The sequence below is a fragment of the Paenibacillus sp. FSL A5-0031 genome (assembly GCF_001956295.1).
Taxonomy (GTDB): Bacteria; Bacillota; Bacilli; order Paenibacillales; family Paenibacillaceae; genus Pristimantibacillus.
Genome location: NZ_MRTD01000021.1, coordinates 70,910 through 95,007, shown reverse-complemented (window position 1 = coordinate 95,007; position 24,098 = coordinate 70,910). Strand labels below are relative to the sequence as shown.

The window sequence follows — 24,098 nt, the reverse complement described above, 5'->3', positions numbered from 1 at the left end:
AAAGGGTTGACCTCAAGTGTCCAACACACAATACAACTTCAAAGATTACATCCGGGTAATTCCTGATTTCCCGCAACCAGGTATCCGTTTCAAAGATATTACGACGCTTCTGAAAGATGGAGGAGCATATCGTGCTGCGATTGAAGAGATGCGAGTTGCCGTTCAGGATATGAAAATTGATGTCATTGCAGGACCAGAAGCTCGCGGCTTCGTAGTAGGCGCACCGCTGGCGATTGCGCTAGGCGTAGGTTTTGCTCCGATTCGCAAAAGCGGCAAGCTGCCGGGCGAGACGATTACAGCAAGCTACGACTTGGAGTATGGACAGGATAAACTGGCTATGCACAAGGATGCAATCACACCGGGCCAACGCGTACTCATTGCTGACGATCTGCTTGCAACAGGCGGAACGATCGCAACATCAATCAATTTGATTGAGCAGCTTGGCGGTGAAGTAGTAGGCGCAGCTTTTCTAATTGAGCTTGCATACTTAACTGGCCGTGAGAAGCTTAAAGGAATCGATGTATTCTCACTAATGACTTACTCATAATTCAAGCAGCAAGATTGCTCTATAAAATGACCGCCTATCCCCCTTATTCGCATTTTGCGAGAAGGTCAGGCGGTTTTATTTTATTGCTGGAGGTCTCTGGTAGTTGACGCGGTACTGTGATTACAGGCATAATATTATAAAAACTCGGAAAACGCATGAATGGGATCCGCCAGGAGTGTAATCAGAAAGGGACGTTTCATGGGCATTGAGCATTTACTCGAGAAGGCATCCGCCTATATGAAAGAGCAGGACCTTATACGCATCCAGGAAGCCTATGACTTTGCGGAGCAAGCCCATCACGGACAAGTACGGAAATCGGGAGAGCCATATATTCTGCACCCCGTAGCGGTGGCGGATATTCTTGTTGATATGCAAATGGACGTGCTGTCCATTATCGCAGCATTGCTCCATGATGTCGTTGAGGATACAACTGTTGATTTGCAGACGGTGCGTGCGAAATTTGGCGAAACCTGTGCGATGCTGGTAGACGGTCTAACGAAGCTCGAAAAAATTCAATTTCGTTCTAAAGAAGAGCAGCAAAACGAAAACTATCGTAAAATGTTTGTCGCCATGGCTCAGGACATTCGCGTCATTTTAATAAAATTGGCTGACCGTCTTCATAACATGCGCACGCTGAAGTTCCAATCGGAAGAAGCGCAGCGTCGTATCGCTTATGAAACGTTGGAAATATTTTGTCCGATTGCTCATCGCCTCGGTATTTCAGCTATCAAATGGGAAATGGAAGATATTGCGCTTCGTTATTTGAACCCGCAGCAATATTACCGTATCGCCAATCTGATGAAGAAGAAGCGTGCGGAACGCGAGCAGTTTATTGACGATGTCATCTCCCGGATTACCGAGAAGCTCGAAGAAATGGGTATTGAAGGTGATATTTCTGGTCGCCCTAAGCATTTGTACAGCATTTACAAAAAAATGACCGATCGCAACAAGCAGTTTACGGAGATTTATGATCTGCTTGCTATTCGAATAATCGTTGATAATATTAAGGACTGCTATGCTACGCTCGGAATTATTCATACGCTCTGGAAACCGATGCCTGGCCGCTTTAAGGACTATATCGCGATGCCGAAGGCGAATATGTATCAATCGCTGCATACGACCGTTATAGGGCCAAATGGAGAGCCTACAGAGGTACAGATTCGTACTTGGGAAATGCATCGCACCTCAGAATACGGAATTGCGGCACATTGGGCTTACAAAGAGGGTTCGCTTGTACCAGGCGGCAACTTTGAAGATAAAATGTCATGGTTCCGAGAAATATTAGAGCTTCAGCATGAAGCGCGCGATGCGTCGGAGTTTATGGAGTCGCTAAAAATGGACTTCTTTGCCGATCTCGTGTTTGTATTTACGCCTAGCGGTGAAGTCATTGAACTGCCAGCTGGTTCTGTACCACTTGATTTCGCCTACCGGATTCATACCGAAGTGGGCAATCGAACGATTGGCGCGAAGCTGAACGGTCGAATTGTGCCGCTTGACCATAAGCTCAAAACCGGAGATATCGTTGAAATATTAACATCGAAGCATTCTTATGGACCAAGTCAGGATTGGGTGAAAATTGCGCAGTCCTCACATGCTAGAAGCAAAATTCGGCAATGGTTCAAGAAAGAGCGTCGCGAAGAAAATGTAGCAAAAGGCAAGGACCTGCTTGAGCGTGAGCTGAAGCGTTTGGGGCTTGAGCCTTCCGCATGGCTGCAGGAAGATAAGCTGCAGGAGGCTGCCGCGAAGTTTGCATTTAACGATATTGAGGATATGATGTCCGCTATCGGCTTTGGCGGAATTACGGCTGCACAAATTTGCACGAAACTTACCGAGAAGATGCGCAGAGAGGCCGAGCTGGCAAGCCAGATTGAGCTTACAAGCGAAATCAAGGAAATAAAATCGCCGGGCAATCGCAAATCACGTCCGAATCAAGGCGTGACTGTGAAGGGCATCGACAATTTGCTCGTTCGTTTTGCACGCTGCTGCAATCCTGTTCCGGGAGATGCCATTATTGGTTACATTACTCGCGGTCGCGGCGTTTCAGTCCACCGAATGGATTGTTTGAACATTCCTTTCGGCGATCAGGGCGAAGAGGGCGAACGCGTAATAGAGGTAGAGTGGGAAGATAATATCGATGCCAATTACAGCGTCGATATCGAAATAACCGGACACGATCGCAGAGGCCTTCTGAATGAAGTGCTGCAGGCTGTATCCGAAAGCAAGACGAACATTTCAGCTGTAACCGGACGTTCTGTAAAAAACAAAATGTCGCATATTCATATGACGGTGCTTATCCGCAATGTCGAGCACCTTACTTCGGTCGTTGAGAAGATCAAACGAGTGCAGGATATTTATTCTGTTCAACGGATTATGCAATAATCGTTTTGCTCTTGCCGCATTGAGATCAAAACGAATATCGGAGGTTTTTAAGCAGTGAAGGTTGTCGTTCAACGCAGTAAACAAGCAAAGGTAGTCATTGAGGGTGAAACAGTAGGTTCAATTGACTCGGGGCTTGTGCTTCTTGTAGGCATGACGCATGAGGACACAGAAGCAGATGTCAAATGGATGGCTGATAAGGTAGCTAACCTGCGTATCTTTGAGGATGAGTCAGGTAAAATGAATCATTCTATTTCAGATGTTGGCGGGCAGCTGCTTTCGGTTTCACAGTTCACACTGTATGGAGACTGCCGTAAAGGCAGACGCCCTAACTTCATGGCAGCCGCCAGACCCGAGCAAGCAGAGCAGCTGTATGATTTGTTTAATGAGACGCTTCGTTCCACCGGATTGGTCGTGGAAACGGGGCGCTTTGGTGCGATGATGGACGTGGAGCTCGTGAATTCCGGGCCTATAACGTTAATTTTGGATAGCCGTATTTAACTAAGGCAACGCGGGAAACAATATAGTGTAAGCTGTGCACGCATCATAAGAAGCTTGTACAAGCAGTATGCCATATTGGAGGTAAACCGCGAATGCACCAATCACGCAAGGAACAAGGGATGGAACGAGCATCTCGCAGACTGCTTCATTCCGATCGCAGAGAAGCTAAAATTTTTGCAGAGCTTGAGGAAGATATGGAAGCAGCGGAGGAATGGGCGGGTTTCCCGCAGCACCCGCGCCGCGATAATTCGGGTCAACTATAGCATAAGCATACCGCCGCCCAAGCCGAGAGCTGGGGCGGTTATCTTTTGAAATAAACAACTGGAGAAAAGGGCATTTATACAAAGTCTCCATTAAAACGCTTTCGAAATTGTAATATTACTGTAATCAATCTCTAACTTTTTTTTAATATCATTGACCTATAATAGAACTCGACCCCCTTTTTAAAATATATTTTACTTTTGGACCTACAAATACGTTTTGTAGGTTTTTTTCTGCCTATTTTAAACTGGATGGCGTTGCTTGGGCAGTTCGATCTTGACTTTAATCTTAGTCAGAGGTAAAATTAGTCCTCAGTATAGATATGGATTCGTTGATGGGACAAAGTAATTCTACGCCTTATATTCAGAGAGGGACGTCACTTGGCTGCAAGCGTCCTTATATTGGCAGAATGAACAGACTTCCCGGAGAACAGACGGTGAACGGCAGATGGCAGCAAGCAATTAGGCTTGCAGCTAACGCACAGTAGCTGGACTGCGGATGACGGACGTTAACCGTCTTTGAGCGAGCCGAACGCATAGGATGCAGGCTCGAAATGTGGGTGGTACCACGGGAGATTCACTCTCGTCCCTTATGGCGCAAGCTATTAGGAACGGGAGTTTTTTGCGTTTTCCGAAATTTAACCCGTTTATTATGAGGGCAGGAGGGGTTATTCAATGGCATTTCAGAAAATGCCGGGCACACAGGATATTTTGCCTGGCGCGGTAGAGAGATGGCAGTATGTGGAGCAGAAGGCTCGGGATATTTGTCAGCGTTATAATTTCCGGGAAATTCGTACGCCGATATTTGAATCCACTGAGCTGTTTCAACGGGGCGTCGGTGAAACGACCGACATCGTTGAGAAAGAAATGTATACCTTCACAGACCGCGGCAATCGCAGTCTGACGCTTCGTCCGGAAGGAACTGCAGGCGTTGTAAGGTCTTACGTAGAGAACAAGCTGTACGGCGAGCCAGACGTGTCTAAATTGTATTATATCGGTCCGATGTTCCGTTATGAGCGCCCGCAGGCAGGCCGTTATCGCCAGCTGCATCAATTTGGCGTTGAGGCTATCGGTTCGGTTGATCCTGCTATAGATGCAGAAGTCATTGCACTTGGCTATACCTTTTATACAGAGGTGGGTCTAAAAGGCGTACGCGTAGAAATTAATTCCGTCGGCACACCGGCTGTACGTGCGGTGTTCCGCGAGCGTCTGCTTGCTTTCTTAGAGCCTAAGCGTGAGCTGCTCTGCAAGGATTGCCAATCACGGATGGATCGCAATCCGCTGCGCGTGCTTGATTGCAAGGTCGATCAAGAGCATTTTACGGATGCGCCGTCTATTTTGGACAGCCTGGACGAGGAATGCCAAATTCACTTTGATAAAGTAAAAATGTATTTGAGCGACATGGGCATTCCTTATGAAATCAATCATCGCCTCGTTCGCGGACTCGACTACTATACCCATACGGCCTTCGAATACAAGGCAGAGGGTATCGGTACGATCGATACTGTCGGCGGCGGCGGTCGCTATAACGGCCTAGTATCGGAAATCGGCGGTCCTGACCAGCCGGGTGTCGGTCTTGGCTTAGGTCTTGAAAGAACGATTTTGCTGCTTCAGCATCAAGAAACAGAATTGCCGGTTTTTAATCAAATCGATGTGTATGTGGTTGCGCTTGGCGAAGCTGCAGAGCGTGAGGTAACTAAGCTCGTTTACCAGCTAAGACAGCAAGGCATACGTGCAGAGCGCGATTATCTTGGTCGTAAAATGAAGGCGCAAATGAAGTCGGCAGACCGTCTTCAAGCTCGTTTTACCGCTATACTAGGCGACGATGAGCTTGAGCGCGGCGAGATTTCCTTGAAAGACATGACAAAAGGCGAACAGCGTGTTGTTGCACTGGATAAGCTCGCTGAAGAAATTAGTCGTTCGTTTGCTACACAAAAATAAATCTAACTAAATGAGGAGAATGAACACAATGTTGTTAAAAACACATCACTGCGGCCGCTTAACGAAAGCGGACGTCGGTCAATCAGTTATTCTAAACGGCTGGGTACAACGTCGCCGCGATCTTGGCGGTGTCCTATTTATCGATCTTCGCGATCGTTCTGGTATTGTACAAACGGTATTCAACCCGGATTTCTCAGGTGACGCACTAGCGATCGCTGACCGTGCTCGTAATGAGTTCGTCCTTGCTATTCAAGGAACAGTAGTGGAGCGCGATGCTGAAACTTACAACGCTAACCTTGCTACCGGTGAAATTGAAGTTCGTGTTACAAAAATTGAAGTGTTGAACGCTGCTAAAACGCCTCCATTCCCAATTGAGGATGGCGTAGAAGTAGACGAGTCGCTTCGCTTGAAATATCGTTACCTTGACCTGCGTCGTCCAGAAATGCAAAAAACGTTGTTGCTTCGTTCGAAAGCAGCAAAGGTTTTCCGCGATTTCCTAGACGGAGAAGGCTTTATCGACGTAGAAACACCAATTTTAACGAAAAGCACGCCTGAAGGCGCGCGTGATTACTTGGTGCCAAGCCGTGTGCATGAAGGTGAGTTTTTTGCATTGCCGCAATCGCCGCAAATCTTTAAGCAGCTTCTAATGGTTGGCGGTATTGAACGCTACTACCAAATCGCTCGCTGCTTCCGCGATGAGGATCTTCGTGCAGACCGCCAACCGGAATTCACGCAAGTCGACATCGAGACTTCTTTCCTTTCGCAAGATCAATTGCTTGCTATGATGGAAGAGCTGACAGCTAAACTTCTGAAAGAAACAGTTGGCGTAGAGCTTGAGCTTCCGTTCCAACGTATCACTTATGCAGATGCAATGAACAAATACGGCTCCGACAAACCGGACCTTCGTTTTGACCTAGAAATTAAAGATATTACCGATATCGTTTCAACTAGCGATGTAAAAGTATTCGCAAGCGTTGCAGCAGGCGGCGGCGTTGTTAAAGCGTTGAACGCTAAGGGCTGTGCAAGCTGGAGCCGCAAAGAGCTTGATGACTTGCAGCCGTTCGCTGCTCGTTACGGCGGTAAAGGGTTAGCTTGGATCACAGTGAAGGATGGTGAATGGCGCGGGCCGATCGTTAAATTCCTTAAACCGGAAGAGATTGCTTCGCTAACTGAGCGTCTGCAAGTTGAAGATGGCGATTTGCTAACTTTCTCTGCAGATAAGAAAAAAGTGGTTTGTGATGTACTTGGCAACCTGCGCTCTAAGCTTGGTAAAGACCTCGGCCTGATTGACGAATCGAAATTCAAGTTTGCTTGGGTTGTTGACTTCCCATTGCTTGGCTGGGATGAGGATGCGAAGCGTTATGTTGCTGAACACCACCCGTTCACACGTCCAAATGAAGACGACCTTCATTTCTTCGATACGGATCCAGGCCAAATTCGCGCACAAGCATACGATCTAGTTCTGAACGGTTATGAAGTTGGCGGCGGCTCTATGCGTATTTACAAGCGTGAGGTACAAGAACAAATGTTCAAAGCGCTTGGCTTTAACGCGGAAGAAGCACAAGAGAAATTCGGCTTCTTGCTGGATGCATTTGAATATGGAACGCCTCCACACGGCGGTATTGCCTTTGGTTTCGACCGTTTGGTGATGCTGCTTACAGGCCGCACGAATTTGCGTGAGACGATTGCATTCCCAAAAACGGCAAGCGCAACAGATCTTCTCTGCGATGCGCCGTCCGAGGTCGAGCTTTCACAGCTTGAGCAATTGCATATCCGTACAGTTCTTAAACCGAAGCAACCAGTTGCAGCGGCAGCAGCAAATGCAGCAACAGAAACTAGCGAAAAATAAGCAATCAATACGAAGGAGGCGGCGGCCGGATGCTTCACCAATTTTCACGAACAGAGCTGGCTATTGGGCCAGAGGGGCTAGCGCTAATGAAGGGGAGCACGGTTGCCGTGCTCGGCATCGGAGGCGTTGGCGGCATTGCAGCTGAGGCGCTTGCACGCACCGGAGTTGGACGTATTATTCTCGTTGACAAGGACGTTGTAGATATTACGAACGTTAATCGTCAGATTCATGCGCTCACAACGACAGTGGGGCAAGTGAAATCAGAGCTTATGCGCGATCGGATTAAGCTGATTAATCCTGAATGTGATGTCATTGCCCTGCGTATGTTTTATACGGAAGAGACGTTTGAACAGTTTTTCGAGTTCCCGCTTGATTATGTTGTTGATGCTTCCGATACGATTTCGTATAAGATTCATTTGATCAAGCAATGTCTCGAGAGAAAAATTCCGATTATTTCTAGTATGGGCGCAGCGAACAAGATGGACCCGACGAAATTTCAGGTTGTCGATATTTCGCAGACGCATACCGATCCTTTAGCAAGGGTTATCCGTACTAAACTTCGTAAGGAAGGCATCAAACGCGGCGTTAAGGTAGTATTCTCAACGGAGCTGCCAATGAAGCCGCGTGAGGATGTTACGAAAAAAATCGTTCCCGAGAATGCGCCTGACATTCGCAAAGCGAAGCAGCCTCCGGCCAGCAATGCATTTGTTCCTCCGGTAGCGGGTCTGATCATGGTTAGTGTCGTCGTGAAGGATTTGCTTGCTGCTGGCGGCATTGAGGTGTAAACGATAATTGTCGGTAAGCTGGTGAGAGGCCATAGATCTCCACTCGACAAATAAGAAGCAAAACAATAGCCGATTTGAAAAAAAGCGTCTTCAGCTTTTTTGCGAATCGGCTATTTTATATGATGCTAGCATAAAAAGAAAAGAACTTGCTTCCAATTAGTCTTAAATGCAAAATAAACCGATTCATCATAGCAGCAGAAAGGGTAGCGAAGCCGTTGACGCTTCGGTGATTAGCATACAAGCACATCATTTCTGGCGAACAAATGTGCTTGTATGCTATGATCGGAGTAACAGATGGCAGAAGGTTGGGGAGCAGAATGGATTTATTTTCATATCAAGAGGAAGAAGCGCCTCGCGCCAGGCTGCTTGCAGATCGCATGCGGCCGCAAACATTAGACGAATATATCGGGCAAGAGCATATAGTAGGAACGGGGAAGCTGCTGCGGCGGGCTATTGAAGGCGATCAGGTGTCGTCCATTTTGTTGTATGGTCCGCCGGGCTGCGGTAAAACGACGCTTGCACACATTATATCTTTGCGGACAGCAGGCGAGTTCGTGAAGCTGAACGCGGTAGATGCGTCGGTAAAGGATGTACGTGAAGTTATCGAGCAGGCTCGCACCAACAAAGCGATGTACGGCAAGAAGACGACGCTTTTTCTAGATGAGGTGCACCGCTTTAATACAGCTAGGCAGGATGCGCTGCTTCCTGCTGTCGAGCAGGGCATTATTATTTTTATAGGGGCGACAACAGAAAATCCATTTCATCATGTGAATGGCGCTCTATTGTCACGTTCAACTTTGTTTCAGCTCGAAGCGCTTGGCGAGGAGCACGCCTATGAGGCGATGATAAGAGCACTAGCCGATCGTGAGCGGGGTTTAGGCTTTATGGACTTGCAAGTAGATGAGGACGCGCTGCGGCATATCGCTGCAATGGCTGGCGGAGACATCCGCAGGGCGCTTAATGCGCTTGAGCTGGCTGCGGTGACAACGCCGTCTGAGATGGATGGTTCTGTTCGGTTGACGCTTGAGGTGGCTCAAGAGTCCATAAGGAAGCCGTCCATTCGCGCAGATCTATCTACACAATATGATGTGCTGTCAGCATTTCACAAAAGTGTAAGAGGTTCAAGCGACGCAGCGTTATTTTGGTTTTTATATGCTGTGGAGAAGCTGGGCATGGACCCGATGACGTTTATCCGCAGGCTGATTGTCGCATGCAGCGAAGATATTGGACTTGCTAATCCGCAAGCGATGATTCAAGCGGTTACAGCGATGGATGCCTATCATAAGATAGGCTGGCCTGAAGCGAAATATAACATCTCACAAGCGATTCTGTTCGCGGTAGAGAGTCCTAAGTCGAATGCTACTGCCATTGCAATCGGCAATGCAGAGGCGGCAATCGAGCGAGCAGGCGGTGCAGAGGTACCGCTGCATTTGCGCGACACCCACTACAAAGGGGCGCAGCAGCTTGGTCACGAGGGGTATCAATATCCGCATGATTTTCCGAACCATTACGTAAAGCAGCAATATTTGCCGAATACGCTTGGGGGAATGACCTTTTATAAGGCTACCGAGCAAGGGATGGAAGATAAAATAAGGCAAAATCAGCAAAAGCGCCAAGGAAAATGATAAGTTAATTCATAAAAAAACTCCTGCTAATTTGATGGAGGTAAGCTCAATCATAAGCTTACCTCCATATTAGCAAGAGTTTTTCTTTTATTAAGCAATCGCAAACATCAGGCCGAAATAACCGAATACCACTGTCAAAATACCCATTACAAAAGCTGGCATAAGCTTATTTACGCGATACATCCAAAGCAGACCGACCGCCATTAGTGCAGCTGCCGCAAGCATGAGCAGGCACTCCATGTTCAGAGTGAATTTCAAGCTGATGTCAGGGCTGAAGTTTCCTTTGTAAATTGAAGTGAAAAATGGAGAAGGTGATTCCGATTGCAGTGTCTCCTTCACCTTATGCGGTGGTGCTTGTTGACCAAGCACACCTGTTGCTGCAAGCACGAGCAAAGCAATGAAGCTTTCTGCTTTTAGCCAGCGTCTTGGATTGAAATTCGGATTGGTTTTTGCTATTTTTTTGTATCCGAAGCCATTTGAGAAAGCAAACAGCAGCAGAGGCAAAATCAGTAGATGTTTAATCAGCAGCATCTGACCGTAGGGAAGCATCCATGAGTTTACATATTCTGGAGTTGTAAATGACATAAGCGTAATGCCGGCAAGAAGCGTTACAACAACAGATACAATGGCTACTGGCGAAAACCAACGCAGAAATGCGTTCCAATTGGCATCATCTTTGGAAAACCAACTGATCACAAACAAAATGCCGATCCATACGCTGACTGCGAGAAAATGAGCAGAATGTGTAATTAAACCTTTAAATCCATACAAGGATGAAGCATGTCCTGCATAACCCAGCCACACAATTAGCAAAAAGGTAACAAACAAAGCTACCTTAGGCATATGCTTATCGCCCCGGAATGCTTTAAGGCCTAGCAGAAAAGCGAGTCCAGCTGATCCGATGGTTGTCCAAACCCACGCTTTGCCTGTATTAACATCAAGCAGGATGCTCTTTAGAATAGCGCCGTAGCTCATGTCAAAATCTTTGGCAAATACGATAGCAAGCTTATGAATAGGAACGTAGGATAAGAACGGTATTGCTACTGCGCATGCGAGCAGCAGGCCATGCGGTACATGAACGGAAGGCCTTCTGTCCTCCGGTACAAGCCGCAATAGAAAGGTGCCCGTTAAAATGGCGAAGCAAATGTATAGAAGGCCTTCGCTGATATAGATCATTATTTGCGCCTCCGCATGAATAAGAGAACTGCTGCTACGATAATGACACCGATAACGACATAAGGAGTATAGTTTGTCCCAGCATCATTAGTTGTAGCTTCACTGCTTCCTCCGTCAGTATTAGTGCTAGCATCAGGTGAAGGAGTAGGAGCCGTTGTCTCTGCTGGTGCTTCAGTTGCTGTAGCTGTTGGTTCTTCGCTCGGTTGTTCAGTAACAACAGGCGCTTCTACAGTAAACGAATAATCGCCTTCCACCGAATGACCATCCGCTCCGATAATGACCCACTTTACTGTATAAATGCCATTAGGCAAAGCAGAAGGAACTGATCCGGCCATCGTCATGCCGTCAACCTCGACCTTTTCTTTTTCCATTTCCTCGCCAGCAGCATTTAATATTTTAAAATTACTAAGCTTCTCGATCTTTGTGTTAAATGTCATCTCTATACGCTCTGGTGAGGCAGCGACCGTCGCATCTCGCGCAGGCACCGCGCTTTCTAGTTTGGAATGGGCCATCGCTACGCCCGGAACGAGCCATAGAGCGGCAAGAAAAATAAGCAATATTCGTTTCATTATTAAACCTCCTACATATTTTTGTAACGAGCCTACTTGGTAAGCTCATTGCATTATAACAGATTCCAATTCGCTGTTGCGCCAAATAAAATGATCAATTCATTGCGGCTTAGTGAACATTTGTTGAAGATCGTTTGATGCTTCCTATAAAAAACGCTTAGAAAGACTGGAAATCTGCGTATAAGTGCTAGCCTATGGCGAATAGACATAATTACAGTCTTGAGAGCGGTATGGCTCGCAGCTTTACCGTTTGACGCGGCGGTTTGTCATCTAGGAGAGATCTCACACTACACAAAGATTGCCGTATCTTTGTTCCAAAAGGAGGTGCACCTGTCATCGCATCCCGTTTCATTTCTTGCGGAGGACAGGAATCCATTGATTGACCCATTACCGACCAGCTTGTCTCTGCTGCTTATTTTTGTTTTTATCATGATGAACAGTTTTTTTGTTGCTGCCGAGTTTGCAATGGTGAAGGTAAGAGGAAGCCGCTTAGATACAATGATCGCTGATGGTGATTCGAGAGCGAAGCTTGCTATTCGTATGACAGGCAATTTAGATGCTTATTTGTCTGCATGCCAGCTTGGCATAACGCTTGCTTCGCTTGGCCTTGGATGGGTTGGCGGTCCAGCTATTGCAAATGTGATCAAGCCTGTTATGGCTTTCATCGGCATTCGCAGTGAATGGTTTGTTCATACCTTTTCATTTTTGCTTGCCTTTATTCTCATTACGATGCTGCAAATAGTACTTGGAGAGCTGGCGCCAAAAACGATTGCAATCCGTAAAGCTGAATCCATTACGCGATTGACAGCGTTGCCGCTCGTTTGTTTTTATAAGCTTATGTTTCCCTTTATTTGGTTATTTAACGGGGTAGCCAATTTGCTTCTTAGAAAAATTGGAATTGAGCCTGTGACCGAGAAGGATTCGGCGCACACGGAGGATGAAATTCGGATTTTGATGAAGGAGAGCCACAAAAACGGTTTAATAGATAATATGGAGCTTACGCTTGTTGATAACATTTTTGATTTTGCCGAGACGAATGCGCGTGAAATTATGATACCTCGAACAGAAATGATATGTCTGAATACAAGCTGCACTTTAGCCGACAATAAAAAAATTGCACTGGAGCAAATGCTGACGCGTTATCCGGTTTGTGAGAATGACAAGGACAATATCATTGGGTTCGTGCATATCAAGGATTTACTGAAGGACACGATGCACAATCTGCAGGATATAAGGCAAATTACAAGACCGATTACAACAGTACCCGAATCGATGCAAATTAGTACACTGCTGAAGCTGATGCAAAAACGAAAGTCGCAAATTGCTATTTTGATTGACGAGTACGGCGGCACTTCCGGCTTAGTAACCCTCGAGGATATTATGGAGGAAATCGTCGGCGAAATTCAAGATGAATTTGACGAGGAACGAGAGCCTCTTGAGAAAAAAGACGACAATACCTACTCCATTAGCGGTCTCATGCTGATTGAGGAAGTCAACAGCTTCTTCAATCTCGATATCGAAACGGATGATTATGATACAATTGGGGGCTGGATGTATTCCAAAATAAACATACCTCCTGTCAACAATCAGCGTGTCGATCACGCTGGAGAATATGAATTCATTATCGAAGAGACGGATCATCTTCGGATCTCCAGGCTTCTGATTCGAAAAATTGGCGAGAGAAAAAAAGGACAGAACGGCCAATATTTTGGCTGAACATAAACGTTTTGATCAAAAGAAAAGCTGCCTAATGCATCAATAGCGGATGCTTCAGGCAGCTTTTCGTGTTGTTAGGCTTGCTTTGCGAAATCAGCAGCAGGATCGACTTTCTTAACTTTATCGATCGTGCCTCCGCCAAGGCAAACGTTGCCGTCGTAGAGCACGACAGCCTGTCCAGGTGTAATGGCTTTCTGAGGCTTGTCAAACACGATATGCGCGTTTCCATCTTCGCCAATCGTTACGCTGACGCCTTGATCTGGCTGGCGATAACGAAATTTGGCGGTGCAGCGGATGGTATCTCCGCTGGTTACAGGCAGAATCCAGTTCATGCCAGTTGCCGTCAAGCTCTCTGAGTATAGGCTGGCATGCTGCTCTCCCTGTACAACATAAAGAATGTTTTTCTCCAAGTCCTTGTCCGCTACGAACCAAGGCTCGCCGGAACCTGATCCGCCAATGCCAAGTCCTTGGCGTTGGCCGAGCGTGTAATACATCAGCCCGTCGTGACGACCTTTTTTCTCGCCGTTTCTAATATCAATCATATCGCCGGCTTGAGCGGGAAGATAGCCGCTAAGGAAGGTTTTGAAATTGCGCTCCCCAATGAAGCAAACGCCTGTGCTGTCTTTTTTCTTAGCGGTATAAAGGCCAGCTTCTTCAGCAATACGGCGTACTTCAGGCTTCGGCAGATGCCCAATCGGGAACATCGCTTTAGCCAGCTGCTTCTGATTAAGGGCGCTAAGGAAGTACGTCTGATCTTTATTTGAATCGACTCCGCGAATGAGCTTCGTTGTGCCATCCTCGGTACGTTCTACTTGAGCATAATGGCCTGTTGCCAAATAATCCGCTCCAAGCTCCAAGGCGCGCTGCAGGAAGTCGCCAAATTTAATCTCGCGGTTGCACATAACGTCTGGGTTAGGCGTACGTCCGCGCTTGTACTCATCCAGAAAATAAGTGAATACCTTGTCAAAATATTGCCGTTCAAAATTCACGGTATAGTAGGGAATGCCAATTTGTTCACATACGCGGCGTACATCTTCAGAATCCTCTTCCGCCGTGCAATGACCGAATTCATCGGTATCATCCCAGTTTTTCATAAAAATGCCGACAACGTCATACCCTTGCTGCTTTAGCAGCAGTGCAGTGACGGAGGAATCGACGCCGCCTGACATCCCGACGACAACTCTTGTCGAAGCTTTTGGTTTTTCCATCGTAAACACCACCTTGCTTGAATCAAACATTTATTATTGTAACATAGGCTGCAAACTTTTTCATGAAGATGTCAACCTTTTTGCACACTCCGCCCGCTCGATATGTTAACATATAAGTGAAATGGGAATACAGAGAATTAACAACCAATGCGGAAGACACAATCATAAATCAATACTAAAAACAATAAAAGAGGTGCCACTTTGAAAATATCGACGAAAGGCCGTTATGGCTTAACTATTATGATGGAGCTTGCGGCTAAATTTGGTGAAGGCCCGACTTCGCTCAAGAGTATCGCTGAACGAAATCAGCTTTCCGAGCACTATTTGGAGCAATTAGTAGCACCCCTTAGAAATGCCGGCCTTGTGAAAAGCATTCGCGGAGCTTATGGCGGCTATATTTTATCGAAGGATCCGGAAACGATTACGTCTGGGGATATTATTCGAATTCTTGAAGGCCCGATTTCGCCTGTAGACTTTACAGAAGAAGATGATCCGGCTAAACGTCAGCTTTGGCTGCGCATTAGAGACAGTATTGCAGAAGTATTAGATTCGACTACGCTTGCAGATCTAATTAATTTCGAAGATGCTGGCAAACCTGATAGCTATATGTTCTATATTTAAGGAAGCCGACCTATGACAAATCATTATTTTGATCATGCCGCCACTACACCTATGCATCCTAAAGTCATCCAAGCGATGCTTGAGGTAATGCAAGGCTCCGGCGGCAATTCGTCTAGTATGCATGCTTTTGGAAGAGCGGCCAAGCATCAGTTAAATCGATCACGAGATCTCATTTCAGCAGCAATTGGCTGCAAGCCGGGACAATTATTATTTACCTCAGGTGGAACGGAAAGCGATAATGCCGCTCTAATCGGGACTGCTAGAGCACAGCGTAAACGAGGCAAGTCACATATTATAACTTCAGCGGGTGAACATCACGCTGTTCTTCATACATGCGAATGGCTGGTTAAGGAAGAAGGTTTCTCCCTAACCGTACTACCTATTGATAGCTTTGGACGAACATCACCAGAGCTTGTTCAAGAAGCCATGACCCCGGAAACAGGCCTTATTAGCATCATGCATGGAAATAACGAGGTTGGAACGATTCAGCCGATTGAAGAAATAGGGCGCATAGCTAGAGCTGGCGGTGCTGTTTTTCATGTTGATGCTGTTCAAGCTTTGGGCTCATTCGAGTATAGGCTCAATGAGCTGCCAGTCGATTTGATGAGCTTCTCCGCCCATAAAATTAATGGTCCTCAAGGTGTTGGGGCACTTTATGTGGCTAATGGTACTCCGATTGACGCTCTTCAGCATGGTGGATCCCAAGAGAGAAAGCGGCGTGCAGGGACAGAAAATATTGCGGGGATCGTCGGGTTTGCTGCCGCAGTTGACATTTGTGTGAACGAGCGAGAAAATAAGCAACTTTTTATGGACGAGCTTCGTAAGAGATGGATAGAACTGCTTCACAACCATGTTGAAGTGCCTATCGTTATAAATGGCTCGGAGCAGCACTATTTGCCGCATATCGTAAATATCAGCTTTATTGGTGTCGATACGGAAACGATGCTTATGAATTTGGATATGGAAGGTATCGCAGCAGCAAGCGGTTCTGCTTGTACCTCCGGCGCGCTTGAACGGTCACATGTACTTCGAGCAATGCAATTGCCCGAGGAACAAATTAATTCTGCTGTAAGATTTAGCTTTGGTTTGGGGAATACTTTGGAGGAATTAGAAGATGCCGCACAAAAAGTTGGAACAATCGTGAGGCGTATTCGTAATAACTACTAGGAGGACTCCAGCTAAGCGTGATCAAACTTCAACGGCTTATTGGACTACCCGTAATCGTTATCCATTCCGGCAAACTTGTTGGAACTGTCAAGGACGCCTGGTTCGATGAGCATTGGCAGCTGAAAGGGCTAATACTCGATTGTCCCAAGTGGTTTGCTTCCTCCGTAAAAATAGTGGAGTGGACTCACGTGATATCCTGCGGAGAGGACACCGTTATTATAGCAAGTGAAGCAGCGATCGTTCGGATGAAGTCGAAGCAATTGCTACGTTCATATGACACAGGATTAGTGAAATTAAAGGATCTGCCCGTCGTAACTGTACAAGGTATTCAACTTGGCAGAGTGTCGGATGTTTATTTTTACCCAAAAGAGGGTACACAAATAATAGGCTACGAGCTTACGGACGGTTTTGTTTCGGATCTGATGGAAGGGCGCAGATGGCTGAAGGCGCCGAGTGATCCGGATAGCGTATTACTCGGGGAAGACGCGATTATTGTTCCTGCTGTCAGTGAAGCGGAATTGGAGCCTGTCGCAGCTTCCAATTTCAGAGGATAGGGAGAAATGAAAGATGATGAGATGTCCGAATTGTAATTCGAAAGATATCGGAAAGATCGGTTCCCACCAGTTTTATTGCTGGGGCTGCTTCATTGAACTGACGGTTAACGGCGACAAAATGTCGGTTTACCAAGTGGAAGAGGATGGCACGTTAAGCTCACTCGACGACTTGTTCTTTGAGGAAGAAATTACACAAGTTCACGTCAACTGACGTGCGTTGCTATAAACTTGAATATCAAAAGACGGTCTTCGGCCGTCTTTTTTTTGCTGTTATAGGATGATTTAGGGCGCTTGTACATATACTGAACTAGTTCGGCTTGTCTTGCTAAGAGCGAAGCGGATAAAGAAAGTTCGGGGGTGAGGACGGTGGAGCGCTTTACGAAGAACCGTCTGTTTGTCTGGCTGGTTTACATCATATTGGGACTGCTTGCGATTTATCTTATGCTGCTTATAAAGCCGCTTATTGTGAACGTATATGTGTTTGTAAAAGCCGTTTTTGCTCCATTTATAATCGCGATGATAATTTCTTATGTGCTGAATCCGATCGTTACGATGCTGCATGACCGAAAGGTTCCTAGGACGATTGCCGTGCTGCTCATATATGCAGTGTTTTGTGCAGTCATTACGGTGATTCTCGTTAACTTGATTCCAATGTTCATCGAACAAGTACAGGAAATCAATCGACATGTGCCTGAGCTTTCCATGCGTGCTCAAAATATCGTCACGGACATTAACAACACTTCTTTTTTGCCGGAAAGCATTCGAAGCGGGCTTAATAAGTCACTTTTGCATATGGAAAAAAAGCTGTCGGAGAGTTTGTTCAACTTTGTTAACAATATCGGGTCCATGTTAAATGCAGTGTTTATCGCGTTTATTATTCCGTTTCTCGCCTTCTATATATTAAAGGATTTTGATGTGTTTGAAAGAACGGTCATTACGTATGTACCAAAGTCACATCGCAAAAACACGGTCAGGCTGCTTAAAGATATCGATACAGCACTCGGCAGCTATATTCGCGGACAGTTTTTGGTTTGTATTATCGTTGGCGTGCTTGCTTATTTCGGGTACCTGTTGATCGGCATGCCTTATGCACTGCTCCTTGCCGGCATCGTTGCGATAACGAATGTCATTCCGTATCTCGGTCCTTTTTTTGGAGCGGCACCTGCAATACTAATGGCTTCTACGGTTTCCATTAAGATGGTCATCCTTGTCGCGATTATCAACACCCTGTGCCAAATACTCGAAGGCAACGTAATCTCTCCACAGGTGGTAGGCCGTACGCTCCATATGCATCCTTTGTCGATCATTTTTGCATTGCTGGTCGGAGGAGAGATTGCCGGCATTGTTGGCATGATTTTGGCGGTTCCTATTTTTGCAGCCTGCAAAGTGATCATTCAGCATATGTTCGCCTACTACGTGCGAAGAAAGATTATTTGACAGGCGGATAGGCTGTGGCTATAATTTTAAAATAATCAAGTGTCAATTATAAGGGAATAAATCGTTGATGAAATGAAGTAAGCCAATGCCCGTTAGCCAGAGAGAAAGCTTCTTCGCATTTGCTTTTCGATAAGCAATCGCGTCGGTTGAGAGAGCTTTTATAACGAAGAGTGGCCGAAAGCTATTTTCGGAGTGTGAATGAACTTCACCGGTTGGACCCGTTAATGTCTAATGAAGGCGATTGCTCTAGCTTATGCAGCGAGGCAATAACCAGGGTGGTACCGCGATTCTATTCGTCCCTGTCAATGACAGGGGCTTTTTTTGTGTTTTATCATTTGAAGGGGGCTCATCCTAATGAAAGCTAGTGAAATTCGTGCAAAATGGCTTGCATTTTTTGAAAGCAAAGGCCACAAAATTGAACCAAGTGCATCGCTTGTACCGCATAATGACCCGTCCTTGCTATGGATTAATGCAGGTATGGCGCCGCTAAAGGCTTATTTTGACGGACGCATCGTTCCAGAAAACCCGCGTATTACGAATTCACAGAAGTGCATTCGCACGAATGATATCGAAAACGTAGGCAAAACCCGCCGTCATCATACGTTTTTCGAGATGCTGGGCAATTTCTCGATCGGTGATTACTTCAAGGAAGAAGCTATTACTTGGGCATGGGAGTTTCTGACTGAGCCAAAATGGATTGGTTTTGATCCTAATCGCTTGTCGGTAACCGTATATCCAGAAGATGTAGAAGCATTCGAGTTCTGGAATACGAAAATTGGCCTTCCTGCTGAACGAATTTATAAGCTGGAAGAAAACTTTTGGGATATTGGCGAGGGCCCTTGCGGACCTTGTACAGAAATTTTCTATGACCGCGGTGACAAATATGGCGATCTTTCGGACCCAGAATGTTGGCCGGGCGGAGAGAACGAGCGTTTCCTAGAAGTTTGGAACGTTGTATTCTCACAATTCAATCATAATAAAGACGGCAGCTACACGCCGCTTCCAATCAAAAACATCGATACAGGCGCAGGACTTGAGCGTTTTGCTTCTATATTGCAGGATGTGGATTCAAACTTTGATACGGATTTGTTCCGTCCGATTATCGACCGCACTTGTGAAATTGCGAAAGTAAGCTACAAAGTGAATGAAGAGCATGATGTTGCGCTTAAAGTTATTGCCGATCATATTCGTACAGTAGCGTTCGCAGTAGGTGATGGCGTAATGCCTTCAAACGAAGGCCGTGGCTACATCATTCGCCGTTTGCTTCGCAGAGCTGTTCGTTACGGAAAAACAATCGGAATCGACCGTCCGTTTTTGCATGAGCTGACTTCAATCGTTGGCGAGGTTATGGGCGTTTATTATCCAGAGGTTGTAGAGAAGCGTGAATTTATCGAGAGGGTTATCCGTACGGAAGAAGAGCGTTTCCATGAGACATTGTCCGATGGACTAGCTATGCTCTCTGATCTGGTAGCTGCTGGTACGAAAGCTGGCCAAAAAGAGATTAATGGCGACGATGCATTCCGCTTGTATGATACTTACGGCTTTCCTTTCGATTTGACGGAGGACTTTGCTTCGGAAAATGGAATGACGGTTGATCGTGCTGGATTCGACGCAGCGATGGAAGCACAGCGCGACCGTGCACGCGCAGCTCGCCAAGATACTGGAAGTATGAAGGTTCAAGGCGGACCGCTCGGCGATTTCACGGTTAAAAGCGAGTTTGTTGGCTATAATGAACTGGTAACTGAGTCAAAAATCATTGCCATCGTTCATGAGGATCTGTTGGTTGAATCGGCTCCAGAAGGCAGCAAAGTCGTTGTGATATTGGATCGCACACCTTTCTATGCAGAAAGCGGTGGACAAATCGGAGATACAGGAACGATTACGGGCAAGGGCTTTACACTGCAGGTTGAAGAAGTAACCAAAGCACCGCACGGTCAAAGCGTCCATCATGCTGTTGTTACCTCAGGTACTGCTCGTACAGGTGAAGCAGTAGAGGCGAGCGTTACTAGAGCTGTGCGCGATGACATTATCAAAAACCATACGGCAACGCATTTGCTTCATAAAGCGCTCAAAGAAGTGCTTGGCGATCATGTCAATCAAGCGGGCTCTTCGGTAGAGGCTGAACGCCTGCGCTTCGACTTCTCGCACTTTGGCAGTATAACTGCTGAAGAGCTAGTAACGATTGAACGCCGCGTCAATGAGCAAATTTGGCTAGGAACTCCAGTAACCATCGAAACGAAATCATTGAATGAAGCTAAAGCAATGGGCGCGATGGCGTTGTTCGGCGAGAAATACGGCGATGAGGTTCGTGTGGTTCAAGTTGGCAGCTATAGCTTAGAGCTATGCGGAGGCTGTCATGTAAGCAATACATCGCAAATCGGATTGTTCAAGTTGTTAAGCGAGAGCGGTATTGGGTCGGGTGTTCGAAGAATTGAAGCCGTTACGGGTAAACATGCGTATAACTATTTAGATGGTCAGCTTGACCTGCTTAAGCAATCGGCTGCACTTCTGAAATCAAATGCAAATGATGTGCCAAAACGGATTGAAGCATTGTTCGGCCAAGTGAAGGAATTCTCTCGCGAGAATGAATCCCTTCAAGCGAAGCTGAGCCGGATCGAAGCAGGATCACTTGAGCAAAACGCTAAAATAGTGAATGGCATCACTGTCCTTTGCGCAAAAGTGAATGCTCCTTCAATGGACGCGCTTCGCGGCATTGTTGATGAATTGAAGCTGAAGCTGGAGTCAAGCGTGATCGTGCTTGGTGCGATTTCGGATGACAAGGTGAACCTTGCAGCTGCCGTTTCAGCAGATTTAATTAAAAAAGGTTTCCATGCAGGCAAAATTGTAAAAGAAGCTGCAATTCATTGCGGCGGCAGCGGTGGCGGACGCCCAGATATGGCGCAAGCAGGCGGAAAAGACACAACGAAGTTGGATGAAGCGTTGAAACTTACAGAAGAACTAGTTCTTAATCAAACAAATGTGATATGATATGAGTGTATATCTCATTGAAATGCGGTTTGGAAAGCGAGGTGCTGGCGATGAGTTCCATGGACAAAACAATGAAATTTAACGTGAAGGCGGAGGGGGTTGAATCTTCTCAAGACATTCTGCTATCCGTGCATGAAGCGCTTCTAGAGAAAGAGTATAATCCGATTAACCAGATCGTTGGGTATTTGCTGTCCGGAGATCCCGCGTATATTCCGCGGCATAACAACGCCAGGAGTTTAATTCGCAAGAAGGAACGAGACGAATTAATCGAAGAGCTTGTCCGGTTTTATCTAAACCATAAGAAACAACAAGCGTAAACGGCTAAAGCCCCCTTTAGGAGGCTTAGCTATCGTTTCGCAGAGAAATATAAGCAGTTTATAAGCAGATAAACTTATAAATTCTTATATTTTAACTAATGAGGCAGGAGCCGGACAAGACATGAGATTGATGGGGCTTGATTACGGTGACCGCAACATAGGAGTTGCTGTCAGCGACGCTTTTCGTTGGACCGCGCAAGGAACTGGTGTTATTGAACGAAGGCGAGACCATAGTGAGTTTGACCGCATTGCTGATCTGGTTAAGGAGCATGAGGTTAGTGAAATTGTTGTTGGTCTTCCAAAAAACATGAATGGCACCATCGGTCCACGTGGAGAAATTTGTATAGAATTCGCAGAACAGATTAAGCAGAAACTAAACATACCTGTTCACCTTTGGGACGAAAGGCTGACAACGGTAGCTGCCGAACGAACGCTTATTGAAGCGGACGTCAGCCGGAAGAAGCGAAAGCTTGTAATAGACAAAATGGCGGCAACGCTTATTTTGCAAAATTATCTCGATTCTAAAGCGAAAAGGTGAGGGTAAACATGACAAATGAAGAGTTGGAATTCGAAGAGCCGGAAATTATTTATATCCCGGATGAAGAAGGAAACGAAGAGGAATTCGAAGTCATCATGAAGTTTGAAGTTGATGGTTCCGATCAGAAATATATGATGGTAGTTCCGCTTCATGGAGAAAATGACGAGGAAGATGAAGTATATGCTTTCCGTTATGAAGAAGAAGGCGACGACCTGAAGCTGTATACCATTGAAGATGAAGAAGAATGGAATATGGTTGAGGAAACGTTCAACACTCTCCTTGGTGAGATGGAGGAAGAAAATTAATGTCCGGCACAGAGCATGAAGCACCTAAGAAGCTGAATACGCTGCGAGCGGCATTCGGCAATGAAATTGAGCTTGAAGCAGATGACGGCAGCGTAGAGGTATACGATATTAAAGCTGAGTTTCAGCTAGGGGATCGAATTTATGCAGCCCTGCAATCGGATCCGATGCGTGGCGAGGATGATGTTGAGCTATTCCGCGTCATTCAAGTCGATGGTGAACCGCAGCTGGAAAACATCGAAAACGATGAAGAGTGGGAAGCTGCATCAGAAGCGTACGATGATTTATTGTTTGCTACTGACGAGCGTCCATAAAACGTCGTGTAATGTATATGCATCTAACGAGAGAGCGGCCAATAACCGCTCTTTTGTTCCATGTTTAGCGTTAATTACTCAATTACAGCATTTTCAGCTGAGCCATAATAGGATGGTCTCAGCCATTTCGCCTGCGCAAATCGATATACCGAAAATGATGCATTATAAAAAGGGGGTCTAATTTTGGACAAGTCATCACAGCACCTTGAGCAACAATCATCATCGGGACCGAGGAAAAGCCGCATTACATTATGGGTTATTTTAAGCTTGTTAGGAATTATGATTATTGGTGCTGGAAGCGTTGCTTTATATGTGTGGAGCAGCTTGAAGCCAACAACTGCTGGTGCGGTTCAGAAGATTGATATTCCAAGAGGAACATCAGCGAATGAGGTTGCAGAATTACTGGAAGAGCAAGGGATCATTAAAAATGCATTTATATTTAAATATTACTTGAAGCTTAAGGATCAAGGCGGCCGCTTTCAGGCGGGACTTTATGAGCTGAACCCCGGCATGAATAATGAAGCCATTATAGCTAAGCTCAATGCTGGCGACACCGTAGAAGCAGAAACGATTCGATTCACGATTCCTGAGGGCTTTACCGTATTGCAAATTGCTGACAAGCTTGCTCAAGAGAAATTGATCAACAAAGAAAAGTTTATTGGATTAATTGCATCGGAAAACAATTGGGGTGATGCGGAGTCTGTTCGCTCCATTCCCAATAACGATAAGCTGCATCAGCGTCTTGAAGGTTATCTGTTCCCTGAAACGTATGAGATGAAAAAAGAAAGCACAGAAGAAGATATTATTAAACGGATGGCGCTTGAACTCGACCGGAAGCTTGCTGAGCTTCCAGAGGGGTGGATGGAAGTGCTTGAAGAGAAAAAAATGTCCTTTCATGATATGCTGACAATCGCGTCGCTTGTAGAGCGTGAAGTCGTTGTGGACGAGGAAAGAGCTCTCGTATCGGGCATTATTTACAACCGGATTGAAGGTGGCATGAAGCTTCAAATTGATGCTACCGTTCAATATTCATTAGATAAGCCTAAGGAACGTCTTTATGAGAAGGATTTACTCGTAGACAGTCCTTATAACACGTATAAGGTAGAAGGTTTGCCGCCTGGGCCTATCGCAAGTCCAAGTCTTAAATCAATTGAAGCGGCTATATATCCGGAAGATACGGAATATTTTTTCTATGTAACCAAGAAGGATGGAAGTCAGACTCATTTATTCGCAAAAACATATAAAGAGCATTTGAAAAACATCGAGAAAAGTAATCAAACGGCTGGGTAGTCATACGATTAGATAGG

The 24,098-nt window shown here is 46.0% G+C and carries 24 protein-coding genes; 21 read left to right on the top strand and 3 right to left on the bottom strand.

All coding sequences use genetic code 11. From position 1 onward, the window contains the following. Nucleotides 1-16 precede the first annotated feature (16 nt). The 9 genes from BK120_RS28225 to BK120_RS28195 all read left to right on the top strand — a co-directional run bounded on the left by BK120_RS28225 (nt 17) and on the right by BK120_RS28195 (nt 9,884). Nucleotides 17-547, top strand: coding sequence for an adenine phosphoribosyltransferase (locus BK120_RS28225; protein WP_076270828.1), 531 nt, complete (start codon nt 17-19; stop codon nt 545-547). A gap of 198 nt (nt 548-745) precedes the next feature. Continuing rightward, complete coding sequence (locus BK120_RS28220) at nt 746-2,926, top strand: RelA/SpoT family protein (RefSeq protein ID WP_076270827.1); 2,181 nt, start codon at nt 746-748, stop codon at nt 2,924-2,926. 54 nt (nt 2,927-2,980) lie between these two features. After that, nucleotides 2,981-3,424 carry a D-aminoacyl-tRNA deacylase gene (gene dtd / locus BK120_RS28215; protein ID WP_076270826.1) on the top strand — a complete coding sequence of 148 codons (444 nt, stop codon included), beginning with the start codon at nt 2,981-2,983 and terminating at the stop codon, nt 3,422-3,424. A gap of 92 nt (nt 3,425-3,516) precedes the next feature. Further along, nucleotides 3,517-3,687 (top strand): hypothetical protein, encoded by a 171-nt coding sequence (locus BK120_RS35570; RefSeq protein ID WP_179089914.1) that lies wholly within the window; start codon nt 3,517-3,519, stop codon nt 3,685-3,687. A 332-nt stretch (nt 3,688-4,019) separates the two neighbouring features. After that, complete coding sequence (locus BK120_RS35565) at nt 4,020-4,172, top strand: hypothetical protein (protein WP_179089913.1); 153 nt, start codon at nt 4,020-4,022, stop codon at nt 4,170-4,172. A 187-nt stretch (nt 4,173-4,359) separates the two neighbouring features. Continuing rightward, on the top strand, nt 4,360-5,625 hold the full coding sequence (gene hisS / locus BK120_RS28210; RefSeq protein ID WP_076270825.1) for a histidine--tRNA ligase: 1,266 nt from the start codon (nt 4,360-4,362) through the stop codon (nt 5,623-5,625). 28 nt (nt 5,626-5,653) lie between these two features. Then, nucleotides 5,654-7,474: an aspartate--tRNA ligase gene (gene aspS / locus BK120_RS28205; RefSeq protein ID WP_076270824.1), complete on the top strand. Its 1,821-nt coding sequence runs from the start codon at nt 5,654-5,656 to the stop codon at nt 7,472-7,474. A gap of 29 nt (nt 7,475-7,503) precedes the next feature. Further along, nucleotides 7,504-8,259, top strand: coding sequence for a tRNA threonylcarbamoyladenosine dehydratase (locus BK120_RS28200; RefSeq protein WP_076270823.1), 756 nt, complete (start codon nt 7,504-7,506; stop codon nt 8,257-8,259). 317 nt (nt 8,260-8,576) lie between these two features. Further along, nucleotides 8,577-9,884 (top strand): replication-associated recombination protein A, encoded by a 1,308-nt coding sequence (locus tag BK120_RS28195; RefSeq protein WP_076270822.1) that lies wholly within the window; start codon nt 8,577-8,579, stop codon nt 9,882-9,884. Nucleotides 9,885-9,974: 90 nt separating this feature from the next. Here the strand turns inward: BK120_RS28195 and BK120_RS28190 are convergent, their stop codons facing one another. Together BK120_RS28190 and BK120_RS28185 are read right to left on the bottom strand one after the other, a co-directional pair. Next, nucleotides 9,975-11,060: a copper resistance D family protein gene (locus tag BK120_RS28190; protein ID WP_076270821.1), complete on the bottom strand. Its 1,086-nt coding sequence runs from the start codon at nt 11,058-11,060 to the stop codon at nt 9,975-9,977. Further along, nucleotides 11,060-11,629 (bottom strand): copper resistance CopC family protein, encoded by a 570-nt coding sequence (locus tag BK120_RS28185; protein WP_076270820.1) that lies wholly within the window; start codon nt 11,627-11,629, stop codon nt 11,060-11,062. Before BK120_RS28185 ends, BK120_RS28190 begins: the two co-directional genes overlap by 1 nt. A gap of 375 nt (nt 11,630-12,004) precedes the next feature. On the opposite strand from BK120_RS28185, the gene BK120_RS28180 reads away from it, so the two are divergent. Next, nucleotides 12,005-13,345, top strand: coding sequence for a hemolysin family protein (locus BK120_RS28180; RefSeq protein WP_076270819.1), 1,341 nt, complete (start codon nt 12,005-12,007; stop codon nt 13,343-13,345). 74 nt (nt 13,346-13,419) lie between these two features. On the opposite strand, the gene mnmA is transcribed toward BK120_RS28180, so the two are convergent. Next, nucleotides 13,420-14,553, bottom strand: a complete 1,134-nt coding sequence (mnmA, locus tag BK120_RS28175) for a tRNA 2-thiouridine(34) synthase MnmA (RefSeq protein ID WP_076270818.1) — start codon at nt 14,551-14,553, stop codon at nt 13,420-13,422. Between the two features lie 201 nt (nt 14,554-14,754). On the opposite strand from mnmA, the gene cymR reads away from it, so the two are divergent. The 11 genes from cymR to mltG all read left to right on the top strand — a co-directional run bounded on the left by cymR (nt 14,755) and on the right by mltG (nt 24,081). After that, a complete protein-coding gene (gene cymR, locus BK120_RS28170) occupies nt 14,755-15,174 on the top strand; it encodes a cysteine metabolism transcriptional regulator CymR (RefSeq protein ID WP_054027272.1) in 420 nt (139 codons plus the stop codon). Between the two features lie 12 nt (nt 15,175-15,186). Further along, nucleotides 15,187-16,341, top strand: a complete 1,155-nt coding sequence (locus BK120_RS28165) for a cysteine desulfurase family protein (protein WP_076270817.1) — start codon at nt 15,187-15,189, stop codon at nt 16,339-16,341. Between the two features lie 17 nt (nt 16,342-16,358). Next, nucleotides 16,359-16,895, top strand: a complete 537-nt coding sequence (locus tag BK120_RS28160) for a PRC-barrel domain-containing protein (protein ID WP_083682557.1) — start codon at nt 16,359-16,361, stop codon at nt 16,893-16,895. Between the two features lie 13 nt (nt 16,896-16,908). After that, nucleotides 16,909-17,106, top strand: coding sequence for a hypothetical protein (locus tag BK120_RS28155; RefSeq protein ID WP_054027275.1), 198 nt, complete (start codon nt 16,909-16,911; stop codon nt 17,104-17,106). 155 nt (nt 17,107-17,261) lie between these two features. Then, a complete protein-coding gene (locus tag BK120_RS28150) occupies nt 17,262-18,332 on the top strand; it encodes an AI-2E family transporter (RefSeq protein ID WP_076270816.1) in 1,071 nt (356 codons plus the stop codon). A 354-nt stretch (nt 18,333-18,686) separates the two neighbouring features. Beyond that, nucleotides 18,687-21,320 carry an alanine--tRNA ligase gene (gene alaS, locus BK120_RS28145; protein WP_076270815.1) on the top strand — a complete coding sequence of 878 codons (2,634 nt, stop codon included), beginning with the start codon at nt 18,687-18,689 and terminating at the stop codon, nt 21,318-21,320. A gap of 50 nt (nt 21,321-21,370) precedes the next feature. Then, entirely contained in the window at nt 21,371-21,637 is a 267-nt protein-coding gene (locus BK120_RS28140; protein ID WP_076270873.1) for an IreB family regulatory phosphoprotein, read from the top strand. A gap of 121 nt (nt 21,638-21,758) precedes the next feature. Further along, nucleotides 21,759-22,175, top strand: coding sequence for a Holliday junction resolvase RuvX (gene ruvX, locus BK120_RS28135; RefSeq protein WP_076270814.1), 417 nt, complete (start codon nt 21,759-21,761; stop codon nt 22,173-22,175). Between the two features lie 8 nt (nt 22,176-22,183). Further along, nucleotides 22,184-22,480, top strand: a complete 297-nt coding sequence (locus BK120_RS28130; protein ID WP_076270813.1) for a DUF1292 domain-containing protein — start codon at nt 22,184-22,186, stop codon at nt 22,478-22,480. Continuing rightward, complete coding sequence (locus BK120_RS28125) at nt 22,480-22,791, top strand: DUF1292 domain-containing protein (RefSeq protein ID WP_054027280.1); 312 nt, start codon at nt 22,480-22,482, stop codon at nt 22,789-22,791. Before BK120_RS28130 ends, BK120_RS28125 begins: the two co-directional genes overlap by 1 nt. A gap of 183 nt (nt 22,792-22,974) precedes the next feature. Further along, nucleotides 22,975-24,081 (top strand): endolytic transglycosylase MltG, encoded by a 1,107-nt coding sequence (gene mltG / locus BK120_RS28120; protein WP_076270812.1) that lies wholly within the window; start codon nt 22,975-22,977, stop codon nt 24,079-24,081. Nucleotides 24,082-24,098: the final 17 nt, after the last annotated feature.